Raw genomic sequence first — 24119 nt, forward strand, 5'->3', positions numbered from 1 at the left:
GTTAATAGACCTCAATATTTTTATGAAGATGAATTTTGTTTTGTAAATCATCTAAAGTTATATGAATATCAGTTTTTGGATTAAATATACACCAACCAAAATTATCAGATTGAGCTAAATAAAATTTAGAATGTTTATTGAAAATAGGTTCTAAAGCAATATCAATGTTATGAGTAATAACTTTTTCAATATATTCTCCGATATCATCAAAAGCCCTTTGAATATCGAGTAATTTGTTTGAAGAATAAGAGCTATCTCCTGAGCTTGTAATGCCTTCACCAAGAAACATTGACATTAAACATTTTCTATTTTTTAAAACTACTGGAACATTAATGTTTGCCTTTCTAAGGATTATCCTATCTTTATCAGTAACTTTCTGAGATAAGCCGATAGCATTTTTTATCCAAAGTGGGTCAGTAATATGTGACCAGTTTGAATCCAGAATTTCTAATAAATCTGTATCTGCAAAAGAGTCATGATTTTTAATATCCAAGAGATAAGCTGAATTTTGATTAAAAAAAACATATAAAAGTTCTCCACTTCTTTTCTTAGTGATATTGAAATCATAGAAATGTAAATGATGAATACCCCAGTCGTAGAGGAGAAAATCATGTCGTGAAACGTGATTAATATTCCTACTTAGATAGCCAGTAACATCTTTTCCATTTTTTAACGACTCTATTAAATTTTCAAAAGCTGATTTCAAATGAGTTGGACATTGCAACTCATTTGAAATATAGACTTTTCTAGGAGTCGATGAGATTAATTTTTTTTGCCAATTAAAATAAGCTAAGGCAATATCTGTTGGTGTCTTTTTTTGAGCATTAAGTTTTAAACCATACTTATTTAACTCTAAATTGAGAAAATTTGTATAGTCTTGGAATAGTTTTTTTGAAATTGCATTTTCCATATTTTTTATCCCTTTACACAAACAACCTGACTTAAGGTATAAACCACTTCCACCAAATCGCTTTGCGCTTTCATCACATCTTCAATAGGTTTATAGGCAGATGGAATCTCATCAATCACGGCTGCATCTTTACGGCATTCTACACCTTTGGTTTGTTCAATCTGATCTTCCACAGTAAACAACTTTTTCGCTGCAGTACGGCTATGTACACGACCAGCCCCATGCGAACATGAACAGAAAGACTCCTGATTTCCCTTACCTTTGACAATAAAAGACTTGGCACCCATTGAACCCGGAATAATTCCATACTCACCCAAACGGGCACGTACAGCACCTTTACGTGTTACCAGTACTTCCTGACCAAAGTGTTCTTCTTTATCCACATAATTATGGTGGCAGTTTACAGCCTCTACTTTGGCATTAAATGGTTTGTTGATGATGATTCGTAAAGCTTGAACCGCAGCTTCCATCATTAACTCACGGTTTTTCATGGCAAATCGTTGTGCCCAACCCACTGCAAACCAATAATCATCAAAGTGTTCAGTCCCTTCCACTAAATAAGCTAAATCTTTATCAGGCAGGTTAATAAAATGCTTTTGCATATCTTTACGTGCAAGCTCAATAAAGTGATTACCAATCGCATTTCCAACACCACGAGAACCTGAGTGCAACATAATCCATACTTGTTGATGCTCATCTAAGCAGACTTCAACAAAATGGTTTCCTGTTCCCAAAGTACCCAACTGTTTATGGTTGTTGGTATTTTTCAAACGGGGATGCTTAGCGCAAATATATTCAAAATCAGTCACCAACTCAGCCCAAGCCTGATCAACACGTGCAGTAGGTGTCTCCCATGAACCTCGGTCACGACGACCACGACCTTTGGTCATACCATGTGGAATTAAACGTTCAAGTTCGGTACGCAGTGCGTATAAGTTATCTGGTAAATCTGATGCGCTTAGCGAAGTACGTGCGGCCATCATTCCACAGCCAATATCTACACCGACCGCAGCAGGGATGATTGCGCCTTTGGTTGGAATTACACTCCCAATCGTTGCTCCGATTCCGACATGTACATCTGGCATCACTGCCATCCATTTATAAATAAATGGCATTTGTGCTGTCTTTAATAATTGGTCTTTCGATTTCTCATCGACAGGGACACCTTTGGTCCACATTTTTATAGGAACACCTTTAGCATCCTGAATTACGTTATAAGTACGTTCCTGTGCTAAGGAAGTTTGTTTTTCGATTTTTTCTGCGACTAACATAGACATTGCTTTGATCCTTTTCAAAACCTGCCTGCCAAGCGGTTGCAGGCAGGTGATATTTATATACATCTCATGATGTATGCTCTATATATTGCAGAGAGTGTGCCAAGTTTTATGGGTTTGAGATTTTTATTTGTAAGTTATTGAATAATATTATTTTATAGTGGTGGTAAAGTGTTGGGGTGTATATTTAACAAAAGGTTTTATATTTAATTTATATCTGTAAATATATTTAAATATATATTTTTATATCCTCTTAGAAGTATGCTTATTGCATTTTTTTCGCCACTAATGATTATATAATAATTTATTTCACTATCTGGAAGATGAAGTTTTAGAAAGTACATAGCGTTGCTGGGAAACTGATATCCATAACATTGTGCTATATAGTCGAGTATACGGAATGTGAGGAAGCTCTTTTTATCGTCTAATTTTTGTGTCGGTAAAATGGTATTACACAATAAAAAATTAGGAAATATATGACTTTCTAATTGCCTAAGTGAAATTTGTTCTGTGATTAACTTATATTTTTTAAAATGTGGATAGTTTTTAAAAAAATTGTTTTTTACATCTAAATCATCATCATATCGAATATAGTCAGCAGTGATTAAAAATTCTCTGATTTGCCCATCTGCTTCAGAAATACCTTCTAAATAGCCTGCGAGATGACGAACTTCACTTTTGTTTAATTTCATTTTTTCACTTTATATTTCAATATCCACGTTAGTCGTACATGGATATTGAAAGTTAGATAATGGGCTAAAACTATTGAGTTGAATACTAGTGACAGATTTATGTAGGATCTATTGCTAAAGCTTGATAATGTTCTTCGATATGGATTTTTAACCTCAGTGCGAGAGGATCATCTTCTAGGATTTGACTATGCCCATGTAAAAGTTTCAGTTCGCTTTTTTTACGACGTTTACTTGGCGGTTTTTCATGATAGTTATGGCATTTCTTATACCATTGGTTGGTTTCTAAATAGTACTTTTTGACTCTTAGTTTTTCTAAAGCAAGATCAAGATTGTTATCTTCAACAATAACTTGTATAGACATGATTTGCGTTTTACAGACTGACACCTGTCTTTGGTTTTGAGTTAAGACTCCAAGCTAGCAAATTTTTTGTTGATTCACAAGCATCGCTTTTAAACATGATGAGTTTAAAAAGAAAAACAGTCACAAACGTTAAGATCCGATTTTGTGAGTGAACACGATAGAAGGGCCTAACCCCTGCACTAAGGCGTTACCATGTAATCCAATTTATATTCGTGACTGCTTATCGTGTAAATCTATTTATTATAATGAGAGTACATCAACAAAAGGCTGAAGACAGTCGTGGCTCTACCAACTGAGCTACTGTATTTTGTCATACAGGGTGGTATCGAAGCACCGACAAACGCGTAATGTAGTCCTCAAAGCATTTGATCTACTTTTATTATTGCATATACAAGATCAAAAAAAGTTGGTGTTGGATATGTGCAGTACCCGAAATACTGTGCGTGAGATCGCGATGTAATCCAACAGGCATTTGATCATTTAAACATAGGTCAAAGCCCATCAACAAATTTGATTATAAGACAAACAATTCACCGCTTTTGCTTTAAGCGACTGTATATATACAGCAGAGGAATCTAACCTCTGATCTGTGAATTCTAATGTAGTCCTATGAGTATTTGATGGACTGATGACCCCAGCATATTTTCATATACTGCCCTACAAGTGAATCAACAAGTTTTTCAAAGACATTCGTGCCTTACCACTTGGCGACCATCATCGCAATGATGGGGTGGATTCGAACCACCGATGACGTCAATTTTAAGATGTAGTCCTTGAAGCATTTGATTCTTTTACTGCTTTGCATAAACAAAATGTTAAAGACGTTTCGTTGCTCTATCCAACTGAGCTACTTTTCAAACTTGGAAAAGAGTGAAAAGGGTGGATTTGAACCACCGACCTACGCATTAAAGATGTAGTCCTTAACGCATTTTATGCGATGTATTTTGCCAACAAAGGTGTCGATAAAACATCAATTATTCAAAGTAATGTAGTTCTATCTGCATTTGGCAATTTCTTACTTAGCACAACAATTAAATATAGAAACAGCATAATCTTGAAATGTAGTTCCTATGGCATTTGTGCTTTTTATCTAACCCAGTCTTATCAAGTGTGGACATTGTTAAATGTAAACACTTGAAGAGACTCGATCAAATTTGTTTATACATTCAGCTTGCATAAAGCTGAGTTTGTGTAATATCTATTTTTTCAATTTCGTTTACCCAATGATCTGCATGCATTTCATTTTTGGCAAAACTTTCAATCAGTTGAAATACCGTATCGGAAAACCCACCGATATTCATCACATCGCTATGTTCAGGCATTTGTGTGGTGGTATAGGGTTGCAAATCAACACACACCAGTTTTGCATCAGGGTTATGCTGTTTTAACTGTTTCCAATAATGCATCATCCCTGTTTTTCGATGTGATCTTGGAACTTGATCTGCCCATGATTCATTATCAGAGAAGTAAATTACCATATCAACTTTGGCATTTTCTTTCACTAACAGTTCCAAAGGCTTAGAGCAATCAGTTCCACCACCACACATGCTGGCAAACTTTTTAGCCAAAGCAAAAATATCAATTTCTGACTTTTGCTGTTTTCCAAAATTTTTTCGTTTTAAATATTCCTGTACTTTGCTGAAATTGGATAATTGACGAACTTCAGTATCAAACGGCATCAAACGAATATTTGGATTTACATATTTAAATGCACTAGCAAATAATGCAGCAGCATCTACGCAACGTAACTGAGAGGTTGCACCCTGACGATAACCCGTCACAGAACTCGACATCGAACCTGAAACATCAATCGCAATCACCACATTTCCTTCAAGTTTCGGTACATTGGCGATGGCGCGCTGCATAGCAAACTTTAGCGCATTGGCAATTTCATGTGGCATATCCTCTGCAAGTGCTGACCAAGCCATCATCAATTGATATGGAAATACTCGACTTTTGGCTATGGCTTGCTCATCCATCAATTTATCGGCAATGATTTTTGTCATACCTTTGATTTTAAAAACATCATGGCGTAAGAAGGTATTTAAGTTCATGCGTAGCATTTGCCAAGAACCATTTTTTGCAATTTCGGCCCATTGTTGCGTATTCAAATTTAAATTGGTTAGAAGCTGCAACGGCACTTTAGGTACTTGTGTTGCTGTTCCCAATCGAAACTCTTCCAATGCTTGCACTTGAGTCGGAAGTTGGACAAGTTGGTATTCTTTTCCTAGGACATAGGCAAAAAAAGCATCGTGTTGAACTGTCTTTGGTTTTGGATGGGTCATTTTTAACACATCGGCAAGTGAAGGGCTGTTTCCAATATTGGCCGCAATCAATTGTTGATCCGATGCTGAAAGAATCCATTCATTGACCATACGTTTCGGTAATGAACCTAATGATTTACGACCAATCATTCCAGAGCGCATGATTTGAACAAAATTTCTCAACTGTTTTCCATTATCAATAATCAAAGGAAAAACTTGCTTAAATAATTCTGCATCAAGTTCAGAAAGTAAAGCCAATAACACCACTGGTGTATCTTTCATATGTGCCTTTTGGCGAGCATAAATTGCAGTTTTAGCCACAAATTCAGGCTCTACTTCAAGCGCTAGGTTTAGAATATTATCAAGTTGCACTTGTGCATTTTGATAAAAGGTCTGATTCAGTGTACCTGTTGCAGCAAGCTGCGCTAATGCGGCACGAGATTTTAATTTATATGCGCGACCACCAGCTTCGTTGTATTCAATGGTTTTTGGTTTTGCCTGTTGTTTAGAGGCAAAAATTGTCTTGTTCGCCATGACAGCATCCTCAAGTGATTTTTTAATTTCTTGAGATAGATATTGCAGAGAGTGTGCCAAGTTTTGCTTTGGAATGAATTTTTATTTTTAAATGACTGATTTTATGAGTTTAAAAGTTTTAAAAATTCAGCGGTTATGTGTTTTTAAATTTAAAAGTTATAAAATAAAATATCTTTATTTATAGGTTTTTATCTTTATTTCTATTTTTAAAATAAAAAATCAATGAGCCTAATGTTGTGCAAATAAAAAAGGACACTAAATCCAGCTAAAAGCAAAGTTAGTTGGGGTACAGTCAACCTATTAAAAAACTCAGACACAAAAAGATGTTTTTTTTAATTCATATTTTTAATTAAATTAATTGCATGGCGGAATAAACTATTTGAATATAAAAAGCTTGCACTGCCACACCTTACATTTAAAGTTTAAATAGCTTTTCGAAGAGGATGCCAAACCTTGCGCTGCAAACAAAGCCGTGCTTTGTTTTGCTCATGTTGGGCGAGGGATAGATCCTGGTACCCAGCATTCCTACACACAATGGGCGATATCCATATCGCCACACGATAGAACGATCATCTATGATTCGACAATATTGCATAGCGTTAAATTGAAGTTGGGAAAATTACTTTTCCCAGGGTTTCCCAGAGCGAAGCTGTGTTAATTCGCCGTGCATATTTAGTTCATACTGATCAAAATCATCAGCAATGTAAAAATTGCCATGATAGTACTGGGCAATTTCATCACCAATGGTCTGCACACCTTGTGCATCGTGGTAACGGGCACTGATATGTGTTGCAATTAAATTGGGTAGCTGAATCGATTCGGCAAACTCAGCGACCATTTTTGCAGAACTATGCATTGGGCTTGCGCCTACTTTATCCAATACAGCTTGGGTATAGGTGGTTTCATGAATCAGTAGTGCCGCATCCTGACAAGCGTTGGATAGTAATTCTGGCTGGTCGTTATCTCCACCGACAATAGCATAAACACTTTGAGCGTTTTGAATAAGAACATCTTGACTTAAGATGGACTGTCCATTCCACTCAATATTTTGACCTTGTTGTAGATCGCCCCAGAGTTTACCTTTCGGAATTTTGAGTTGATTTAAAACCTCAGTATTGAGTTTGCGCTGAGTTTGTGTCGCTTTAAAGCCATAAGCATAACTTGTCACACGGTGGTGTAAGTGATGAACGTCAATAGAAATATGCTCATCCAATTGCAATGGACTCGTCAATGTATTTACATCGATAAAATGTATTGGATAAGGCAGGAAAAGTTCAGTGAATTGACAGGTTACTTCTAACCATTGCTGAATTTCTTTGGGTGCAATCAGCGTGATTGGATCTTTACGTGCATTCATACCAGCACTTGCCAGTAAACCCATCAAGCCATAACAATGATCGCCGTGTACATGCGTAATGCAAATGGCTTTTAAATGTTGTAAAGAGAGTTTTGCTTGTTGAATACGATGCTGTGTACCTTCGCCTGCATCAACCAATATCCAGTCTTTGCTTTTGCAATAATGAATCGCTAAACCTGACACATTGCGTGTTAATGTGGGCACACCAGAGGATGTCCCTAAGAATGTAAACTGTAACATGAGGAATTAAAACCTATTGAATATTTAAAATGTTTTCTATGATTGTTTTTACAACAAAGCAGGGTGGATTCCATCAAAAAAATGTCGAATCAGACGGTGATGGGAGAAGTGAGTAAAAGCTTTGTACATCAATAGTATAGTCGCATTATATTCAAAAGAGAAACTGAGATTTTTAAAATATTAAAAAATGACGGTATAAACAGTATTTGATTTTTGACAAAATAAAACTATGCTTTAAGCAAGATATATAAAATTTTATAGATTTATAGAAATATGCAAAAATTTAAAAAAACAGTCGTGATTGGTTTTGTGGGTTCTACTTTAGATCAAGGGAAAAAACTTGATCGCTGGCAACGCTGGCGTCCCACCATGAGTTTATTGATGCATGAAGATTTAGTGGTTGATGAGCTGGTTTTGTTACATGATCGCCGTAATGTCAGCTTAATTGATCATTTGCGACAAGATGCTTTAGAAATCTCACCACAAACCCAGATTACTGGCCATAAGGTGAATATCCGAGATCCCTGGGATTTTTCGGATATGTATGGTGCATTATATGACTTTGTAAAATCATATTCTTTTGATACTGAGAACAATCATTATCTATTACATATCACTACAGGTACGCATGTTGCACAAATATGTTGGTATTTATTAATTGATGCGCATTATTTACCAGCCAAACTCATTCAAAGTGCACCTACAGGTAAACAACAACCTGAGGGTGAATATCGGATTATAGATTTAGATTTATCTCGATATGCAGCATTAACCCAGCGGTTTGAACATGAACAGTCTGAAAATTGGCAGCAGTTAAAAGCCAATATTGCCACGAAGAACCAAAACTTTAATCAAATGATTCAAGAAGTAGAACTGGTTGCAACACGCTCAAGTGCGCCAATTTTGATTATGGGTGCAACCGGGGTCGGTAAGTCGCATTTAGCCAAGCAAATTTATCAATTGAAAAAGGAAAAATTTCATCTTTCAGGACGCTTTATTGATGTGAACTGCGCAACGCTGGTTGGTGATAGTGCGATGTCGACATTATTTGGTCATAGTAAAGGTGCATTTACAGGCGCTATTGCAGCACGTACTGGTTATTTAAAAAGTGCGGATAATGGCATTCTATTTCTCGATGAAATCGGCGAGCTAGGGTTGGATGAGCAAGCCATGTTGCTCAAGGCCTTGGAGGATAAGTCATTCTTTCCTGTAGGAAGTGATAAAGAGGTTCAGGCTGATTTTCAGTTGATTGCTGGAACCAATCGAGATTTACGTGAGGAAGTTCGTGCAGGGCGGTTCCGTGAAGATCTATGGGCTCGCTTAAATACATGGACCTTCTTTTTACCGAGCTTAAAAGATCGTGTGGAAGATATTGAACCGAACATCACCTTTGAATTACAGCGTTTTGCTGTTGCACATCAACGTCAGTTACGTTTTCATACCGATGCCTTAGAAAAATATTTAAAATTTGCGCAATCTGCAGATGCCAGTTGGCAAGGGAATTTTCGTGATTTAACTGCAAGCGTGACACGTATGGCGACTTTAGCCAATGGCGAGCGTATTGGTTTACATGAAGTAAATGCTGAGATTGGCCGACTACAACAAATTTGGAATATTGCTGAAAATAAAGATGCGTTAACCCAATCGTCACTGATGAAAATTTTAAGTGCTGAACAAGTGGCGCAGATTGATGAATTTGATCGTATTCAATTGCAAGGGGTGATTGAGGTTTGCCAAAAATCGAAATCCATGGCCGATGCTGGCCGGCGTTTATTTTCTGTATCTCGTGAGCAAAGACAAACCACCAACGACAGTGATCGCGTGAAAAAGTATTTGGCGAAATTTGCTCTGAGTTGGGATGATGTGAACGGATAAATAAAGTGAATCATTCACCTTATTTATCCTAGAATTCTTTTTAAATTCAGATTTATGGCACAAGAAGAAAACGCGAAATTGCGATTCTTAACTGCTTTAAATAACCTGTAAAGAAATGGTTTGCACCTGGCAATACGGTAATTAAATGGCGCTGTGGTTTCGCCCATTCAAGCAAATCAGAGAGTTTAGTCGTCGGATCTGCTTCACCGTGTACAAATAGGATATCGCCTTTAATTGCTGGGGTAACATAATGACGCAGACCATCTACAGTGGATGTTGGTAAACCACATAAGATCACTTGTTGCGGTTTAATTTCATCAGGTAGCGCATGATAGGCTTTTGCCATTACATGTGCACCAAAACTAAAACCGCCAACATAGAAAGGTAGACTTTTGTGTAATTGTCTAACGTGTCTAATGACCTCTAGAATATCTTCAGTTTCAGCAAAGCCTTCATCATGGATTCCATCGCTTTGTCCAGAACCACGAAAACTTGGGCGATAGACCACACAACCCTGTTCAGAGAGGATTTGTGCAAGTAAAGCAGGAACTTTATGTTGAGGTGTACCACCTTGCAGTGGGTGAGGATGACAAACGACAGCAAAACCTTTTACTTCGCCCACAGGATAGTCAACAAAAACTTCAATTTTGCCAACCGAACCTTGAATGAACAGTTGTTCGGACATAATTTAAACGATCATAAGCAGGGAAGTGCGATAGTTTACCGATTCTGTTCACAGAAAACATGAATTGGAATTAAAATATCCCGACTGTTATAGTTTGATTAGTTATTTTTTGATCAGGAAGACCATGCTCGCCTTAATTTCCCCTGCTAAGACGCTCGATTACCAGTCAGCACTCCCGACCGATACGCACACTCTACCAAGACTGCTGGATCAATCTCAACAGCTTATAGACCTAAGTCGTAAACTCTCCGCTTCAGATATTGCCAGTTTGATGAGTGTCAGTGAAAAAATTGCCAATCTCAATGCGGAGCGTTTCCGTGACTGGAATGCTGACTTTAGTTTTGCCAACGCGCGACAAGCAATTTTTGCATTTAAAGGCGATGTTTATACAGGTCTGGATGCATATAGTTTGTCGCAAGACGATCTCAAATTTGCGCAAGATCATTTACGCAGCTTATCTGGTCTATATGGCTTATTACGTCCTCTTGATTTAATGATGCCGTATCGTTTGGAAATGGGAATAAAACTTGCCAATACCCGTGGTCATAACCTTTATGAATTTTGGGGAGATCGAATTACCGATTTGATCAATCAGGATTTACAACAAAGCGGCTCGACGTTATTGGTCAATATTGCTTCTGATGAATACTATAAATCGGTCAAGGAAGCAAAAATTCAGGCTGATATTATTAAACCAGTATTCTTAGACCAGAAGAATGGTAAATATAAAGTGATTAGCTTCTATGCTAAAAAAGCGCGTGGCTTAATGGCTCGATACATCATTCAAAATCAATTGAAAAAAATGGATGATCTTAAATCCTTTAATACTGATGGTTATTATTTCGATGCCGAGAGTTCATTGAAAGGTGAACTGGTATTTAAGCGTGATGAGCAAGTTGCTTAAGTATTTCAATCGTTTAATGTATTGAAAGAGAGTTGGCTTGCTTTAAGCCAGCTCTTTTTCAAAAATAATGTATTCATGACCAAGCGAATTTACCGCTTTGATTTGAACAAAATCAAAGCCATCTAATTTTAATTTCTCAGCAGAAATTATTTCCCCCGAAATAAGCTCAATTTCACCATCTTGATTGAGAAAATCATTTAGTTCTTCATCATAATCTATATTGTGATAGACACTAAAAATGATCTCGAATTCATCCTGATTGTCCTGATCTTTATAAAAATGGATTAACGGTCTTTCGGTGATTTGTTCATGTGTAAACTCATCACAGAACATGGGATCATAGCCATGTTGCGTACCATCAAAAAGTAAAATTTCTTCATTGCTTTCTACATCTACCGCGTAGATGAGTTCTGGTGCAAAGTCTGTCCCACAAATGAGCTGATATTCTTCAAAAATCTCTCCATAATATTTGATTTTAAATCGTTTATTTTGTGTGGAGGACTGTATTTGACCTCGCCATTCAATATCAATGAGATCTTGAAAATAGTCAACGTGTTTATAACAAGCAAATTTGTCTAAATGAGAAGGGGCTAAAAATTTTGATTTATTGATCATGGGATAACAGCCAAAAATGTTGTATTAATATATAAAGTCTTAGATGTTCTATAAATATGATCATAGCTAAAACAGAAGATTACCTCAAACCATTCAATCAGTATTGGGGTGAATTTGCGAATCACATAGCAATCGAAACAGAGCAGTGTATTTTTTTACAGCAGTTGCTTGTTGCTGCTTATACTGAGCCACAACGTCATTATCATACGGTTCAACATATTGTCGAATGCCTTGCGTTATTTCACCAAGTAAAAGCGCAATTGAATGATCCTGTTGCTGTTGAGTTGGCAATTTGGTTTCATGATGCCGTTTATAATCCACAAGCAAAAGATAATGAACAACAAAGTGCTCAATTAATGCGCGAGCATTGTGCGGATATTTTAACGCAATCGGTCTTAGACAAAGTTTCTCAATGGATCATTGCAACACAAGAGCATCAACCGTCTAAACAGCATGATTTAAATTATTTACTTGATATCGATTTAGCAATTTTAGCTAGTTCTGTTGATCGTTTTGCAGAATATGAACAACAAATTCAACAAGAATACGCGTGGGTTGATGCAGAAATCTATAAAGTCAAAAGAGCAGAAGTTTTACAGCATTTTTATCAAATGCAACCTTTGTATCAGACTGAATATTTTAGAAAACATTTTGAGCAAAATGCGAAAGTAAATTTGTCAAAACTTTAAAGGTGAATTTATATCAGAGCAGAAATCGTTATTATTCGGCCTTTTATAAATTTGCTGATTTCATTTTTATAGTTAAATTTCATAACTTTAAGTATTTATTTTATTAAGAAACCTTAGTTTGTATTTAGGAAAATATTTTGAACATTGTCAATATTTTGAGTTTATCAGGGCTTGTTTTCTTAAGCGCTTGTTCTCAACAAAATTCTCAGAATGCAGCTCCAGCGGAGTCTACGAAAAAAGCAGCGATTGCAGCAGATAATAATGACAAAGTTGATCGTGCAAAAGCTGATACAGGAAAGGCAAGCAGTGAAGTTGAAGTCGAAATTCCTACGACTGTTACTGAAGCAAAAATAGAGCATAAATCTAAAGGATTAAATTATCCTGATGAGCTTATACAGCAGGTAAAAGATGCGCAGAAACATTGTAAGCAAGCTGTAGCGGTTGATATGAAAGATGTTGTTACGGTTGTGGATTTAATTGGGGATGATCAGCCAGAATATATTTATGAACCTGACTCGATTAGGTGTGTTGAAGATGGTGTATTTAGAGGGCATGGGGGAGATCAGCTGGTGATCTACCAATCTAAAGATCATAAAACCATACAAGAAATTTTTAACAGTGCGGTATTTTCTTATCAGATTATCAATAATCAAGCCAAAGCTATCGTTCAAGTCGAAGTTGGTGGAGGATATTGTGGGCAAAACATGGCAGAAATTAGCCGTGCAGAAGCAATCAATTGCAAGCGTAATCTGGAATGGGATGAGAGCCTAAAACAGTTGAAGATGGGTAAGATGTATGTTGATGAACCGAAGGCTAATGCTGAATAAGTGCTATTCAATATAAATAGCACTCTAAGCAGTCAATTATGCACGAATAATCATACAGGTCGCTGTTGCATGTGCATATAATTTGCCATCTTCATCGACCAATTTCCCTTCAGAAATGGCAAGACTTTTACTTAAATTAATCAACTGTCCAATAGCAAATAATTGCTTATTTTGAGGTACAGGGCGGCACATTTTTACATTTAAATCGATGGTGCCATAACCTACGCCTGCTTCTAGGGTGGTATGTACTGCACAACCTGTTGCTGAGTCTAAAACTGTTGCTGCAAAACCGCCATGTACGCCGCCTAAAGGATTTAAATGACGTTGGTCCGCTTTGACTTTAAAACTTGCATGACCATGCGAAATTTCATGTAAATCCATCGGGATGGTTTCACTAATCGATGCTCTAGGAATTTGTCCAGCAACCATTGCTTGTAGAAATTCAAGCCCTGTCATTTCTTTTGGGTGTTTCATATATTTATCCTTTATATAGGGTTCTAAAAGAGAACTTAAAGTAAAATATGATGTTGGGGGATTTACTGTCAAACTTTTTATTGAATTTGAACGATTGAGTTTTATTTTGGGGTGTTTGAAATAAACAATGAGTTTTTTATAGATGACTAAATTTCAGAAATTTCATACAAGAAATCAGAAACACTTAATGCCAATACTTCATGATGATCCTGTGATTCAACAATATCAACCATGAGATCATCAAGTCCTGTGTGATCTTTGATTGAAACGCCTTGGATTTCTAAAAAAGTTAACATTGTTGCAAGTCCAGTACGTTTATTTCCATCGACAAAGGCATGTCCTTTAGCGATAGCAATTCCATACCAAGCTGCAATCTCAAATAAATCTTGAACATCATTGTAATACATTTGTTGATCTATACGGCTGAGTACACCTTCAAGTTTAGCGTAGTCACAACCTGCACGGCCTACTCCTGTTTCCTTCAAGATTTCATCATGAACAGCAATAACAAAAGTAGATGTGATTAGACTCATTTGTAAGCAAGCTCGTTAAGTTCATCTTTGTGTTGATGAATTACGCGTTTAACGCTATGCATCACAATACGCTTAGTCGCTTCATCGTTACTGAATTGCATAGATAAAACTTGACCTGCTATAGTTGGGCGAGCTTTTCGATTTTCAATTTTAAAATCTTTAAGTCGCTTAACCATATTGCACCTCACACTATTTATTTAATATTCATAATATAACATACGGTTTATATTATAAAAAAACTAGAAGAAGAAAATTATAAATTCAAACACTTAGTGCATATGAAGTTTTTAATGTTCAAAATCGTAGAATTTTTCAATATGGTTGGATTGATGAATGATTTTTAAATCAATTCTTTCACCCGTTGCCCACGTGGCAATCGATGCTTGTAAGTCGACATCAATAATATCGAGCTCTTTACATAAGGTTTGATCACTTTCAATCACAATGAATTGAGGTGATTGTGTCTTTAGACACTTTGCAATATACCGTTGAATATTTTGGAGCTGATAAACATCTATAATTTTATAACGCATACTTTTCCAAATATTATATTTAAATTGTTGTATTGACTAATTTAGAGCGAATCATTTCGGTTTTCAATTAAAAAACATCCGTATGATAAAAAATATCTGTTTCACTATAATTTCACTACATCATTGTAGTATCTTTATGGAAAATTTATAAAACAAGGAAATCATTATGAAAGGGCAATGTGTTTGTGGGGCAACAACGTTTACGGTTGAATTAAAAAATCATGATGTTCATGCGTGTCATTGTTCAATTTGCAGGAGACAAACGAGCGGTGTAATTATGACGATTGATGTCGAACAGGGCAGTTTACAGTTTACTCAAGATGAGCACTTAAGCATTTATAATTCTTCTGCTTGGGGCGAGCGAGGCTTTTGTAACTGCTGTGGCACAAATTTATTTTGGCGGACTAAAGACCAGGGTTATTGCAATATCAATGCATTTGCATTGGATCAACAGCCTCAAGATATAAAATTCGATATGGAAATTTTTATAGACAATAAGCCTGAGTTTTATGCTTTTAACAATGAGACAAAAAAACTAACCGAAGCAGATGTAATCGCGCTTTTTGCAGGAACCACTGATTTATAAATAAGTTATTCACTGATTCGGATAAGACCTTAGATTTTTATAAAACCAATAATCCTATGCCAGCCAATTTAAGATTGACTGGCATTTTTATGTGCTTGGACGCTGAGTTTAAGGTTTATAAAGCCCAAGTTCGGTCAAATGTAATCTTAAAATCCGTCTAAGTTCCAATACCGCTTCAGGTGTCTCTTGGATCGAATGACCACCTTTGATAATTTTCTCAGATACTGCGCCGTCCAAATGTGAGCTGGTATATGGAACGATTCCATCCGTCATCACGTTAGGATCGTTGCTATTGGTGATATTGCCCATAATTGAATGATAGATCATGTCTTTCTTTGGCATCACGTTTTCAGTCAATTTGGTGAAGTTTGAGCTATGACTTAAGTCACTTGGACCATTTTGAATCAGTCCATGCCCAACATCTTTTAAAAAGTTTTTTGCATTTAAATCACGTTCATCAATAGAGTCAGCTAAAGCCCCCAAGAATGCACCTGGCAGCTTAATAATTCGACGGGCAGCTAAAGTGAACCAACGATCAGCAAATGCAGTACCACGATGTGGTGCTGAAATAAAAATAGCACGATCAAAATTAGGCACAGATTGAATGGTCAAACGAGATTTGAACATTGGATCATCTTTAAATTTATCAAATTTACGATTGTTCAACATCTTTAAGGCAGGTTGCGTCAGATTAGCATCACTGACTAATAAGCGCGCAATAATCCCGCCCATACTATGCCCAATCAACACGGCATCTTTAGCAGAAGCCGAATTCTGATTAATTGAAGCAAAACCTTGATTAATGATGGCATTGATCTGAAAACGGCTTTCTAAGATCGGCATATTGGTTGAATAAAAAACCTGCCAGACTTGATAGTGCTCACGTAATACATTGTCGCCCATAATATCATTGGTTAAACGAATCCACGCTTCAGGGCTACTGGCTAAACCGTGTACCAAAACAATCACTTTCTTATTTGGGTTATACGGTTCAAGCATATATAAATGAGGCATGGTCAGGCTTTGATCGCGATCAATTAAGCTCAAATAAGCTGCAATGCCTAAGTTGTTTTGAGCCAGCCATAGGCCATAGGGAGCTGAAAAGTTTGCAGCAAGTGGGTATTGCTTACCGCCAATTTTTAAATTTTCAATGCTATACGGGTCATACACATTCAGTTGAAAATTTGGGTTATGTAAGATGTTCTGTAATGATTCATTTGCATTTTCAGGTTGTGCTGCAATACTGACCGATAAATAACGCGGTTGATGAATATTGGGATTCATGCCATTTTTGTATTTATAATCAAATGGATTCACAATATATTTGTTTTCTTCAGGTGCTGTCGTGTTGGGTAAAATTGCGACAAATTCTGCACCGAAACCGTCTCTACGGTTGATCGAGCGTAATCCTGAGAAGTTTAAATTATAGCTTGAAACGAGATCTTCAAGTTCAATTTGAGCCAGTGCAGGGTAGCCATTAAAATTAATACGATAAGTGCTTTTGCCCACTTTAATTTGTTTTGCCACTTTTTGGTTTTTATTTCTTATGGCATATGTCGAAATCAGTTTGGCTAAAGCTTGATTATAAAAGTCACGTATCTGAACTTGTCTGTTGTTAAAAATACGGTCTTGAGGTTGGCGTTCAGTTTTAAACAAATAGGCATAACTATAACGGATACTGTTATCTAGCATCACCATTTGCTGATCTAAACATTGCTCATAGTTTTTCTGAGAGGCTTGCTGCTTTTCAGTGGATTGATGTTTTGAAAAAAGACTGACTTTACAATTAGATGAGTCACCAAGATTGATTGCTTTGGTTAAGTAAATTTCACTTGCGGTGGAAAGCAATTGTTCATCTTGAATCTGTGGAATTTCGGCTAAATCGGCCACACATTTTTCGGGTTCATCTGTACATGATTTGGCTTCACGTCCAGTCATTGATAAAACATTTAAGCTGGCTTCACTCATTTTTGAACGGGTTAAAATGCTGTCACGTTCATTGGCAATGGTTACGTTCACCTTTTGATTTTTTACACTGACAACTTGGCATCCAGATAAAATCAATGGGCTCATTGCTAAAGCACAAAGCAAAATATTGTTTTTTGAGTATTGCATAATCATTAACTAGATCAATCTTTGTCTGAATCATACGTTAGTTTTATCCAATTTATAAACAAAAAAATAGACTGAATGTTCAGCCTATTTTTTTAAAAATTTATAAATTTATTTTGCCAGAGCTGGGTTTTTCAAAACCTGCCAAACGTTGTAACGACCTTGCTTTTCAATTTCTTGAATTAAGCGATCTGCAACTTCAGCTTCTTCTGGGTATTTCACTTTATAGTTTTTCAAGGTTTGGATCGCATTTTTCTTTTGCTCCATACCAATAAAGTTGTTTGCAGAAGATAAATAGGCTTCTTGAACACCCTGTTTGATGGCTTTATCTAAATATGGAATCGCTTCTTTTTGACCGCCACCCTCAGATAAAGAGAAACCAAACCACAAGTTTGCTTCAGCATCATCTTTGTTGATTTTAAGAATACGTTGAGCATACTCTAATGACTTGGTGGTATAAGAAGAACCTAAGTCAAGGTTACGGCCTAAAACACTAGCTTTAAATGCACGAATCAAAATATCAAAAGAAGCATTTGGTGCCGCAGCCAATTGGTCAAGCTGAGTAGAGACTTCTTTCAACTTGCCTTCAAAGCCTTTACGTTCTTTACGGTCACTAAATTGTGGTGGGTAATGACGTGCTTTGCCTTCAACCATTTGCAAGAAATCATCAATGGCTGTGATGTCAATTTCATTGTTTCCAGCAAGTACTGCATATTTCATAGCACGCTGTGAGCTATTTACTGTAGGTACAATCAGTTTATTGGTATCTAAAATGATTTTTTGGTTTGGATTTGCTGGATCTGTCACTTCGAGTTTGTTTACAGGTTGAGCCGCTGCTTTTTTTAACTCTAATTCAAAAACTGGCGGTTGCGAGTAATCGAAAGGGTTTAATGCATAGAACGGAGGAGACAATTCAGGCTCAGTGTAAATAAACGGCTCGTTAGCATCTATTTTATTCTGTTGCTTGGTCGGTGTTGTTGAACACGCAGTAAGTAATGATGTTGCGAGCAATGCATATGCCAAAGGCTTAATCGTCATGTGTTTCTTCCATTAATTTATATTAAAAAACGTGCATGCGCATCAGTCTATGAAAAGACGTCTGAACATGCAACTTGATTTGGTTCGTATTATTAAAAATTATACATTACAGTCTATTGACACTTCATTTTGGAAGTATTAGGAAACCTTATGCTTTCGATGAGTGGTTTTGTGCTTCACATTCACGTCTAACTTCTTCAATAATTTTGATTTCATCTTCACTTAAAGGCTGTTCAATATTGTGTTGTAAATTAAAGGTTGGGTCTAAAAGTGATAAACGCTGGCACAAACTATTGATGCGTTTTTCATTTTGTTCCAAACGATCTAACAAAACACGCATACCATCAAGCATAGGGTCGGATTGTTCTGGTACGGCTGCATAGGCTTGAAATTCTGTGTTTTCAATACCACTGGTCATTTCTTCTGGACAACTTGGTTCTGGTGTAGTGACGATTTCTTTATCTTTGCTAATAAAGCGAGCAGGATTACCTACCGCCGTGACGCCATCAGGTACAGCTTTAGTCACTACAGCATTTGAGCCGACTTTAGCATTTTTACCGACCACAAAAGGGCCTAGGATTTTTGCACCAGCGCCTACTACAACACCGTCTGCTAAAGTCGGATGACGTTTACCTTTATTCCATGTAGTGCCACCTAAAGTCACCCCATGGTACAAGGTGACATCATCACCAATTTCTGCTGTCTCACCAATCACCACACCCATACCATGATCGATAAAAAAGCGTTTACCTATTTTAGCGCCAGGGTGAATCTCAATACCTGTAGTAAAACGACTAAAAGAAGACAAAATGCGTGCTGAAGTTTTACAATCTTTTTCCCATAATTCATGGGCAACACGATGCATGATTAATGCATGTATCCCAGGATATGTGGTTAAAACTTCAAATGTATTACGCGCAGCAGGATCTCGCGCAAATACAGCTTGGATATCTTCTTTAAGCTGTTTTAGCATTAGTTTTGATCCTCATCTTTTGACTTTTTCCATGTACCATTATTTAAGGCTTGAACTCGGCTAAAAATGCCTCTTAATAAATGATATTCCATCTTATCTAATTGTATACGCCCAAATAATCGACGCAAGCGTAAAGGCAGTAAACGCGGGTTTTTAGGGTCTAAAAATTCGATATCAGCCAACATTTTTTCAATATGCGGATAAAATTGTTCCATTTGCTCATGTGTGACCAACGGTTCATCCCAATGCATATCATCTGAATCTGTTACCCGCATCACTGCTTCAGTATCCAGTTTCTTATCAGCCAATTCTAATGTTGCCATACGCATTTCATAGCACAGTACTTGAATTGCTTGGGCAACATTTAACACACCATATTCACTATTCACTGGTACGGTGACATGAAAGTTTGCCAGTGCAAGCTCTTCATTGGTTAAACCACGATCTTCACGACCGAAGACAATAGCGATTTCTTGCTGATGTTGAATAACCGCTTGCATAGATTTTTGCGCCGCAGGGCGTGCATCAAGCAAAGGCCACGGAATGGTGCGACTACGCGCACTGGTTCCAAATACGATATGACAATCTTTAATGGCATTTTCTAAGCTGTCGACAATTTCTATGTGCTTAATCAGATCTGCCGCACCCGCTGCCAAGGCATCTATATCTGGGTGAGGGTAGGTTTTAGGTGCAACGAGCACAAGTTTAGTTAAGCCCATTGTTTTCATTGCACGTAGAGCACTTCCGATATTGGCAGGAAGTGTCGTATTGACCATGACAATACGTACATGACTTAAATGCTGTGAAATCACAGCATTGTCGAAAATATCCATGAATATTCCAAAATATTAAGCTTTAAATTCAAATAGGGAGGTTAGGAGAATTGGCCTGCATCTGCCATATAGTCATCCATTGCATCATCCATACTCATATTTTCTGGCGGTGGTGCAACTTGAGTCGGTTGGGCAAGTCCACGATGATCCACGGCTTTTGCCGCTTTAGATTTGACTTGGTATTCAATATGAATAGATTCTTTACCAAAGTAATCACGTAATTTTGAAAGTAACTCATCCAATGGGGCAACTTTCCATTGTTGACCTAAATGTAACTCAGCCGTGGCATAGTCATAATCTAACTGGATCTGCATTGGAATGTGTTGACACATATCGACATTACAGAAAGGCAGTAAGATCTTTTGAATATCCGAGGCTAAAGTTTTCGTCATCACTTCAGTATTCAGTGTGATGGCAATGCTATTGGCACGCTTTTGTCGAATTTCATTGAGGGTGAATGCTTTGGTCAAACGACCCATAGGGCGGTCAAAACCTTCACGTTCATAAATTTCACCTTCAATCACCACCACTTTTTCATTTTGAATAATGTCTTTAAAGCGTTGGAAGCGTTCATGATTCGCAGAGACTTCGATACGTGCTGTGCCGTCATCAAGGGTAATCATCATTCGATTTGGGAAATTGGCGATATCGACCACTAAACCAGCGAAAACAGTGGTTACACCACGGCGAGTAGGGGTTAATTCATTAATTTTATTTGGAATAAAGGATTTTAATTCTGCACGATAGACATCAATTGGATGACCTGTCAGATATAAACCCAATGTGTCTTTTTCGCCTTTTAGACGCACTTCATCAGACCACGGTTTTACAGGTTTAGCTGGCTTACGTTGAACCTCTTCAACTTCACCAAATAAGTCCATAATGCCCGTTTCACGATTTGAACGTGCTTGTTCAGCGGCTTGGACGGCTTCTGGAAGTTGAGCCATTAAACTTGAACGTTCAATTCCCAAACAGTCCAGTGCACCAGCGCGAATCAATGCTTCCAATGTTCTTTTGTTGATTTTCTTCAAATCTACACGGTGGCAGAAATCGAATAAATCTTTAAAAGGACCATCTTGCTCACGTGAATCAATCACGGATTGCATGGCTTGTTCGCCGACACCTTTAATTGCACCTAAGCCATAAATAATGGTGTTTACATCACTGGCATAGAATTGGTAGAACGACATATTTACCGATGGCGGCAATACCACTAAGTTGTTGATTCGGCAGTCATCAATTAAAAATACAATGTTATCTGTATTTTGCATTTCCGAAGACATGACCGCAGCCATAAATTCAGAAGGGTAATGTGCTTTTAACCAAGCCGTTTGATAGGCAACTAAAGCATACGCAGCGGCATGTGATTTGTTAAAACCATAGCCTGCGAATTTTTCCATATAGTCAAAGATATGGTTGGCTGTACCTTCATCAATATCTTTTTTCGCAGCACCTTCAATAAAGGTGGCACGTTGCTTGACCATTTCCTCAACTTTCTTTTTACCCATCGCACGACGAAGTAAATCTGCACCACCCAGTGTATAGCCAGCACAGAACTGTGCGGCTTGCATCACCTGTTCCTGATATACCATGATCCCATAAGTGGGTTCGAGTACACTTTCTAACAGCGGATGTAAGTATTCAAATTCACCACCATGCATACGATGGATAAAGTCAGGAATAAGGTCCATTGGACCCGGTCGATATAAGGATACGAAGGCAATAATTTCTTCAAATTTACTTGGGCGTGCTTCTTTAAGCATTTTTTTCATGCCCACGGATTCAAACTGGAATACAGCGGTAGTATTTGCGTCCGCAAATACTGCATAGGATTTAGGATCGTCTAAAGGAATGTTTGAAATATTTAACGGCTTATCAGATTGAATACGCTTATTAATATTTTGAATCGCATCTTCAATTACAGTAAGGTTACGTAAGCCCAAGAAGTCGAATTTTACTAAGCCCGCAGCTTCTACATCATCTTTATCGAATTGGGCAACCCGCCCTGTACCATCAGCTTCACACAAAATTGCCGAATAATCGGTGATTTTAGTTGGTGCGATCACCACACCACCTGCGTGTTTACCTGTATTACGGGTAATGCCTTCAAGCTTGAGTGCCATTTCCCAGATTTCAGCAGCATCGTCATAATCTGGGTTGGATGGATTGGTCACAATATCTTTAAGTTGTGGTTCAGCCTCAATAGATTCTTCTAAGGTGAGTCCTAAAGGTTTAGTCGGAATCATTTTAGAAATACGATCTGCCAAACCGTAAGATTTACCTAAAACTCGTGCTACATCTCGAATCGCACCTTTAGCAGCCATGGTACCGAAGGTTGCAATCTGAGAAACCGCATCACGACCATAATGGCGTGCTACATAGTCAATGACCTTATCGCGCCCAGCGATACAGAAATCGATATCAAAGTCGGGCATGGATACACGTTCTGGGTTTAAGAAACGTTCAAAGAGTAGGTCATAACGCAGCGGGTCTAAGTCAGTAATTTTTAAACTATAAGCGACGAGTGAGCCTGCACCTGAACCACGACCGGGACCCACAGGAACCCCATTGTTTTTAGACCATTGAATGAAGTCCATGACGATGAGGAAGTAACCGGGGAAATCCATTTTATTGATAATGCCAAGCTCATAGGCCAGACGTTCATCATAAGGCTTACGAATTTCAGCCCAATCTTCATCACGTGTTTCAACAGGGTAAAGGAAGTCTAAGCGTTCTTCTAAACCAATTTCAGAAAGATGCTCAAAGTAAGAATGGATAGTATGACCTTCCGGAATTGGATAGTCTGGTAGATCATGGAATCCTAAACGGAGTGAAACGGTACAACGCTTTGCAATTTGTAAGGTGTTTTCTATGGCACTTGGAATATCTGCAAACAGCTGAATCATTTCAGCAGAGGTTTTAAAATATTGCTCAGGGCTGTAATGCTTAGGACGTTTACTATCGCCTAGAACATAACCATCTGCGATACAAACGCGTGCTTCATGTGCTTCATAATCTTCTGGTCTAACAAAATGCACATCATTATGCGCCACAACACCAATATTATATTTTGCAGCGAGTTTAACCGCTTCTTCGTTGAAGCTTTCTTCTAATGGGCGACCTGTACGTGTCAGTGCTAAATAAACACGATTGCCAAATTTTTCGATCCATTGTTCTAACAGCGGTTCGGCTTTTTCAGGATAAGCTGCACAGAGCATTTCTCCGACATCACTATGTAGGCCCAAAAGTACAATGATGTCTTGAGACTGTTCAAGTACCCAATCTTTTTGTACACATGGAATCGACAGCTGTTGTCCTTCAATAAAGCCGCGAGAGACAATTTCAGTCAGACCACGCCAGCCTTTATTGGTCATTGCCAGTAAGGTTGCTTTATGGTTTGCATCATTTAATCGAATTACACTGCCGAAAATAGGTTTAATCCCTTTCCCCAGCGATTTGTTGTAAAACTTAACTGCTGCATGCAGGTTGGATAGGTCTGTAATGGCTAAAGCGGGCATTTCATCAGATGCGGCAGCTTTAATCAGATCAGGTATACGTACGATCGATTCTGTAATCGAGAATTCGGTATGAATACCAAGATGAACAAACTGCATAGACCTATCCTATATGAAACTGTCGGCTATTTTATCACGCTTAAACTGTGATGTGCTGAAATAAAATGTTCTGGATGAATTATTGCTTTGCATTTAAGTATTTGAAATATATTTAAATATACTTAATTTTTTAATTTTGGCTTTTAGTTGCATGATTAACCAGCAGTCAGTTTGAGTTGTGTGTTGATGGTCTTTT

The 24119-nt window shown here is 37.5% G+C and carries 22 protein-coding genes; 5 read left to right on the forward strand and 17 right to left on the reverse strand.

Annotation, left to right across the window (positions count from 1 at the left end; genetic code table 11):
- Window position 1: 1 nt before the first annotated feature.
- From ACQ7EO_RS08295 to ACQ7EO_RS08320, 6 genes are all read right to left on the reverse strand, one after another.
- Entirely contained in the window at window positions 2-910 is a 909-nt protein-coding gene (locus tag ACQ7EO_RS08295; protein WP_434279374.1) for a hypothetical protein, read from the reverse strand.
- 5 nt (window positions 911-915) lie between these two features.
- Window positions 916-2181, reverse strand: a complete 1266-nt coding sequence (locus ACQ7EO_RS08300) for an RtcB family protein (protein WP_434279607.1) — start codon at window positions 2179-2181, stop codon at window positions 916-918.
- A gap of 209 nt (window positions 2182-2390) precedes the next feature.
- On the reverse strand, window positions 2391-2876 hold the full coding sequence (locus ACQ7EO_RS08305) for a hypothetical protein (protein WP_096734453.1): 486 nt from the start codon (window positions 2874-2876) through the stop codon (window positions 2391-2393).
- 97 nt (window positions 2877-2973) lie between these two features.
- Window positions 2974-3237 carry a hypothetical protein gene (locus ACQ7EO_RS08310; RefSeq protein WP_434279375.1) on the reverse strand — a complete coding sequence of 88 codons (264 nt, stop codon included), beginning with the start codon at window positions 3235-3237 and terminating at the stop codon, window positions 2974-2976.
- 1166 nt (window positions 3238-4403) lie between these two features.
- On the reverse strand, window positions 4404-6035 hold the full coding sequence (locus ACQ7EO_RS08315) for a TROVE domain-containing protein (RefSeq protein WP_434279376.1): 1632 nt from the start codon (window positions 6033-6035) through the stop codon (window positions 4404-4406).
- A 619-nt stretch (window positions 6036-6654) separates the two neighbouring features.
- Entirely contained in the window at window positions 6655-7632 is a 978-nt protein-coding gene (locus tag ACQ7EO_RS08320) for a ribonuclease Z (protein WP_434279377.1), read from the reverse strand.
- A gap of 273 nt (window positions 7633-7905) precedes the next feature.
- On the opposite strand from ACQ7EO_RS08320, the gene rtcR reads away from it, so the two are divergent.
- On the forward strand, window positions 7906-9507 hold the full coding sequence (gene rtcR, locus ACQ7EO_RS08325) for an RNA repair transcriptional activator RtcR (protein ID WP_239045373.1): 1602 nt from the start codon (window positions 7906-7908) through the stop codon (window positions 9505-9507).
- 52 nt (window positions 9508-9559) lie between these two features.
- Here the strand turns inward: rtcR and ACQ7EO_RS08330 are convergent, their stop codons facing one another.
- Entirely contained in the window at window positions 9560-10192 is a 633-nt protein-coding gene (locus tag ACQ7EO_RS08330) for an alpha/beta hydrolase (RefSeq protein WP_004719268.1), read from the reverse strand.
- 124 nt (window positions 10193-10316) lie between these two features.
- Here ACQ7EO_RS08330 and yaaA point away from each other — a divergent pair, with 124 nt between their 5' ends.
- On the forward strand, window positions 10317-11096 hold the full coding sequence (gene yaaA, locus ACQ7EO_RS08335) for a peroxide stress protein YaaA (RefSeq protein ID WP_434279378.1): 780 nt from the start codon (window positions 10317-10319) through the stop codon (window positions 11094-11096).
- Window positions 11097-11138: 42 nt separating this feature from the next.
- Here yaaA and ACQ7EO_RS08340 read toward each other — a convergent pair whose 3' ends face one another.
- Window positions 11139-11711 (reverse strand): hypothetical protein, encoded by a 573-nt coding sequence (locus tag ACQ7EO_RS08340; RefSeq protein ID WP_004822528.1) that lies wholly within the window; start codon window positions 11709-11711, stop codon window positions 11139-11141.
- Between the two features lie 56 nt (window positions 11712-11767).
- Here ACQ7EO_RS08340 and ACQ7EO_RS08345 point away from each other — a divergent pair, with 56 nt between their 5' ends.
- Window positions 11768-12400 (forward strand): HD domain-containing protein, encoded by a 633-nt coding sequence (locus ACQ7EO_RS08345; RefSeq protein WP_434279379.1) that lies wholly within the window; start codon window positions 11768-11770, stop codon window positions 12398-12400.
- Window positions 12401-12537: 137 nt separating this feature from the next.
- The gene (locus tag ACQ7EO_RS08350; protein ID WP_419263378.1) at window positions 12538-13227 is read left to right on the forward strand and encodes a hypothetical protein; all 690 of its coding nucleotides are present in this window, start codon (window positions 12538-12540) and stop codon (window positions 13225-13227) included.
- A 36-nt stretch (window positions 13228-13263) separates the two neighbouring features.
- Here ACQ7EO_RS08350 and ACQ7EO_RS08355 read toward each other — a convergent pair whose 3' ends face one another.
- The 4 genes from ACQ7EO_RS08355 to ACQ7EO_RS08370 all read right to left on the reverse strand — a co-directional run bounded on the left by ACQ7EO_RS08355 (window position 13264) and on the right by ACQ7EO_RS08370 (window position 14767).
- Window positions 13264-13701 (reverse strand): PaaI family thioesterase, encoded by a 438-nt coding sequence (locus tag ACQ7EO_RS08355; RefSeq protein ID WP_105713762.1) that lies wholly within the window; start codon window positions 13699-13701, stop codon window positions 13264-13266.
- Between the two features lie 146 nt (window positions 13702-13847).
- Window positions 13848-14234 (reverse strand): type II toxin-antitoxin system death-on-curing family toxin, encoded by a 387-nt coding sequence (locus tag ACQ7EO_RS08360; RefSeq protein ID WP_434279380.1) that lies wholly within the window; start codon window positions 14232-14234, stop codon window positions 13848-13850.
- Window positions 14231-14410, reverse strand: a complete 180-nt coding sequence (locus ACQ7EO_RS08365; protein WP_166782259.1) for a hypothetical protein — start codon at window positions 14408-14410, stop codon at window positions 14231-14233. Before ACQ7EO_RS08365 ends, ACQ7EO_RS08360 begins: the two co-directional genes overlap by 4 nt.
- A gap of 111 nt (window positions 14411-14521) precedes the next feature.
- Window positions 14522-14767 carry a hypothetical protein gene (locus tag ACQ7EO_RS08370; RefSeq protein WP_004719281.1) on the reverse strand — a complete coding sequence of 82 codons (246 nt, stop codon included), beginning with the start codon at window positions 14765-14767 and terminating at the stop codon, window positions 14522-14524.
- 166 nt (window positions 14768-14933) lie between these two features.
- Here ACQ7EO_RS08370 and ACQ7EO_RS08375 point away from each other — a divergent pair, with 166 nt between their 5' ends.
- Window positions 14934-15353, forward strand: a complete 420-nt coding sequence (locus ACQ7EO_RS08375) for a GFA family protein (protein WP_434279381.1) — start codon at window positions 14934-14936, stop codon at window positions 15351-15353.
- Between the two features lie 108 nt (window positions 15354-15461).
- Here the strand turns inward: ACQ7EO_RS08375 and ACQ7EO_RS08380 are convergent, their stop codons facing one another.
- From ACQ7EO_RS08380 to dnaE, 5 genes are all read right to left on the reverse strand, one after another.
- Entirely contained in the window at window positions 15462-17474 is a 2013-nt protein-coding gene (locus tag ACQ7EO_RS08380) for a lipase family alpha/beta hydrolase (RefSeq protein WP_270384133.1), read from the reverse strand.
- Between the two features lie 102 nt (window positions 17475-17576).
- On the reverse strand, window positions 17577-18503 hold the full coding sequence (locus tag ACQ7EO_RS08385) for an ABUW_2363 family tetratricopeptide repeat lipoprotein (RefSeq protein ID WP_434279382.1): 927 nt from the start codon (window positions 18501-18503) through the stop codon (window positions 17577-17579).
- Window positions 18504-18651: 148 nt separating this feature from the next.
- Complete coding sequence (cysE, locus tag ACQ7EO_RS08390) at window positions 18652-19476, reverse strand: serine O-acetyltransferase (protein ID WP_004822508.1); 825 nt, start codon at window positions 19474-19476, stop codon at window positions 18652-18654.
- Window positions 19476-20309, reverse strand: a complete 834-nt coding sequence (locus ACQ7EO_RS08395) for an RNA methyltransferase (RefSeq protein ID WP_434279383.1) — start codon at window positions 20307-20309, stop codon at window positions 19476-19478. The genes cysE and ACQ7EO_RS08395 overlap by 1 nt, the downstream gene beginning before the upstream one ends.
- 41 nt (window positions 20310-20350) lie before the next feature.
- Window positions 20351-23923: a DNA polymerase III subunit alpha gene (dnaE, locus tag ACQ7EO_RS08400; protein ID WP_209828518.1), complete on the reverse strand. Its 3573-nt coding sequence runs from the start codon at window positions 23921-23923 to the stop codon at window positions 20351-20353.
- Window positions 23924-24119: the final 196 nt, after the last annotated feature.

It is taken from the genome of Acinetobacter sp. CE-15 (assembly GCF_051059255.1).
In the GTDB taxonomy this organism is placed as follows: domain Bacteria; phylum Pseudomonadota; class Gammaproteobacteria; order Pseudomonadales; family Moraxellaceae; genus Acinetobacter; species Acinetobacter guillouiae.

Coding starts and splice junctions, on each gene's coding strand:
- ACQ7EO_RS08295 (WP_434279374.1), bottom strand. CDS start 910: ATGGAAAATGCAATTTCAAAAAAACTATTCCAAGACTATACAAATTTT.
- ACQ7EO_RS08300 (WP_434279607.1), bottom strand. CDS start 2,181: ATGTTAGTCGCAGAAAAAATCGAAAAACAAACTTCCTTAGCACAGGAA.
- ACQ7EO_RS08305 (WP_096734453.1), bottom strand. CDS start 2,876: ATGAAATTAAACAAAAGTGAAGTTCGTCATCTCGCAGGCTATTTAGAA.
- ACQ7EO_RS08310 (WP_434279375.1), bottom strand. CDS start 3,237: ATGTCTATACAAGTTATTGTTGAAGATAACAATCTTGATCTTGCTTTA.
- ACQ7EO_RS08315 (WP_434279376.1), bottom strand. CDS start 6,035: ATGGCGAACAAGACAATTTTTGCCTCTAAACAACAGGCAAAACCAAAA.
- ACQ7EO_RS08320 (WP_434279377.1), bottom strand. CDS start 7,632: ATGTTACAGTTTACATTCTTAGGGACATCCTCTGGTGTGCCCACATTA.
- rtcR (WP_239045373.1), top strand. CDS start 7,906: ATGCAAAAATTTAAAAAAACAGTCGTGATTGGTTTTGTGGGTTCTACT.
- ACQ7EO_RS08330 (WP_004719268.1), bottom strand. CDS start 10,192: ATGTCCGAACAACTGTTCATTCAAGGTTCGGTTGGCAAAATTGAAGTT.
- yaaA (WP_434279378.1), top strand. CDS start 10,317: ATGCTCGCCTTAATTTCCCCTGCTAAGACGCTCGATTACCAGTCAGCA.
- ACQ7EO_RS08340 (WP_004822528.1), bottom strand. CDS start 11,711: ATGATCAATAAATCAAAATTTTTAGCCCCTTCTCATTTAGACAAATTT.
- ACQ7EO_RS08345 (WP_434279379.1), top strand. CDS start 11,768: ATGATCATAGCTAAAACAGAAGATTACCTCAAACCATTCAATCAGTAT.
- ACQ7EO_RS08355 (WP_105713762.1), bottom strand. CDS start 13,701: ATGAAACACCCAAAAGAAATGACAGGGCTTGAATTTCTACAAGCAATG.
- ACQ7EO_RS08360 (WP_434279380.1), bottom strand. CDS start 14,234: ATGAGTCTAATCACATCTACTTTTGTTATTGCTGTTCATGATGAAATC.
- ACQ7EO_RS08365 (WP_166782259.1), bottom strand. CDS start 14,410: ATGGTTAAGCGACTTAAAGATTTTAAAATTGAAAATCGAAAAGCTCGC.
- ACQ7EO_RS08370 (WP_004719281.1), bottom strand. CDS start 14,767: ATGCGTTATAAAATTATAGATGTTTATCAGCTCCAAAATATTCAACGG.
- ACQ7EO_RS08375 (WP_434279381.1), top strand. CDS start 14,934: ATGAAAGGGCAATGTGTTTGTGGGGCAACAACGTTTACGGTTGAATTA.
- ACQ7EO_RS08380 (WP_270384133.1), bottom strand. CDS start 17,474: ATGATTATGCAATACTCAAAAAACAATATTTTGCTTTGTGCTTTAGCA.
- ACQ7EO_RS08385 (WP_434279382.1), bottom strand. CDS start 18,503: ATGACGATTAAGCCTTTGGCATATGCATTGCTCGCAACATCATTACTT.
- cysE (WP_004822508.1), bottom strand. CDS start 19,476: ATGCTAAAACAGCTTAAAGAAGATATCCAAGCTGTATTTGCGCGAGAT.
- ACQ7EO_RS08395 (WP_434279383.1), bottom strand. CDS start 20,309: ATGGATATTTTCGACAATGCTGTGATTTCACAGCATTTAAGTCATGTA.
- dnaE (WP_209828518.1), bottom strand. CDS start 23,923: ATGCAGTTTGTTCATCTTGGTATTCATACCGAATTCTCGATTACAGAA.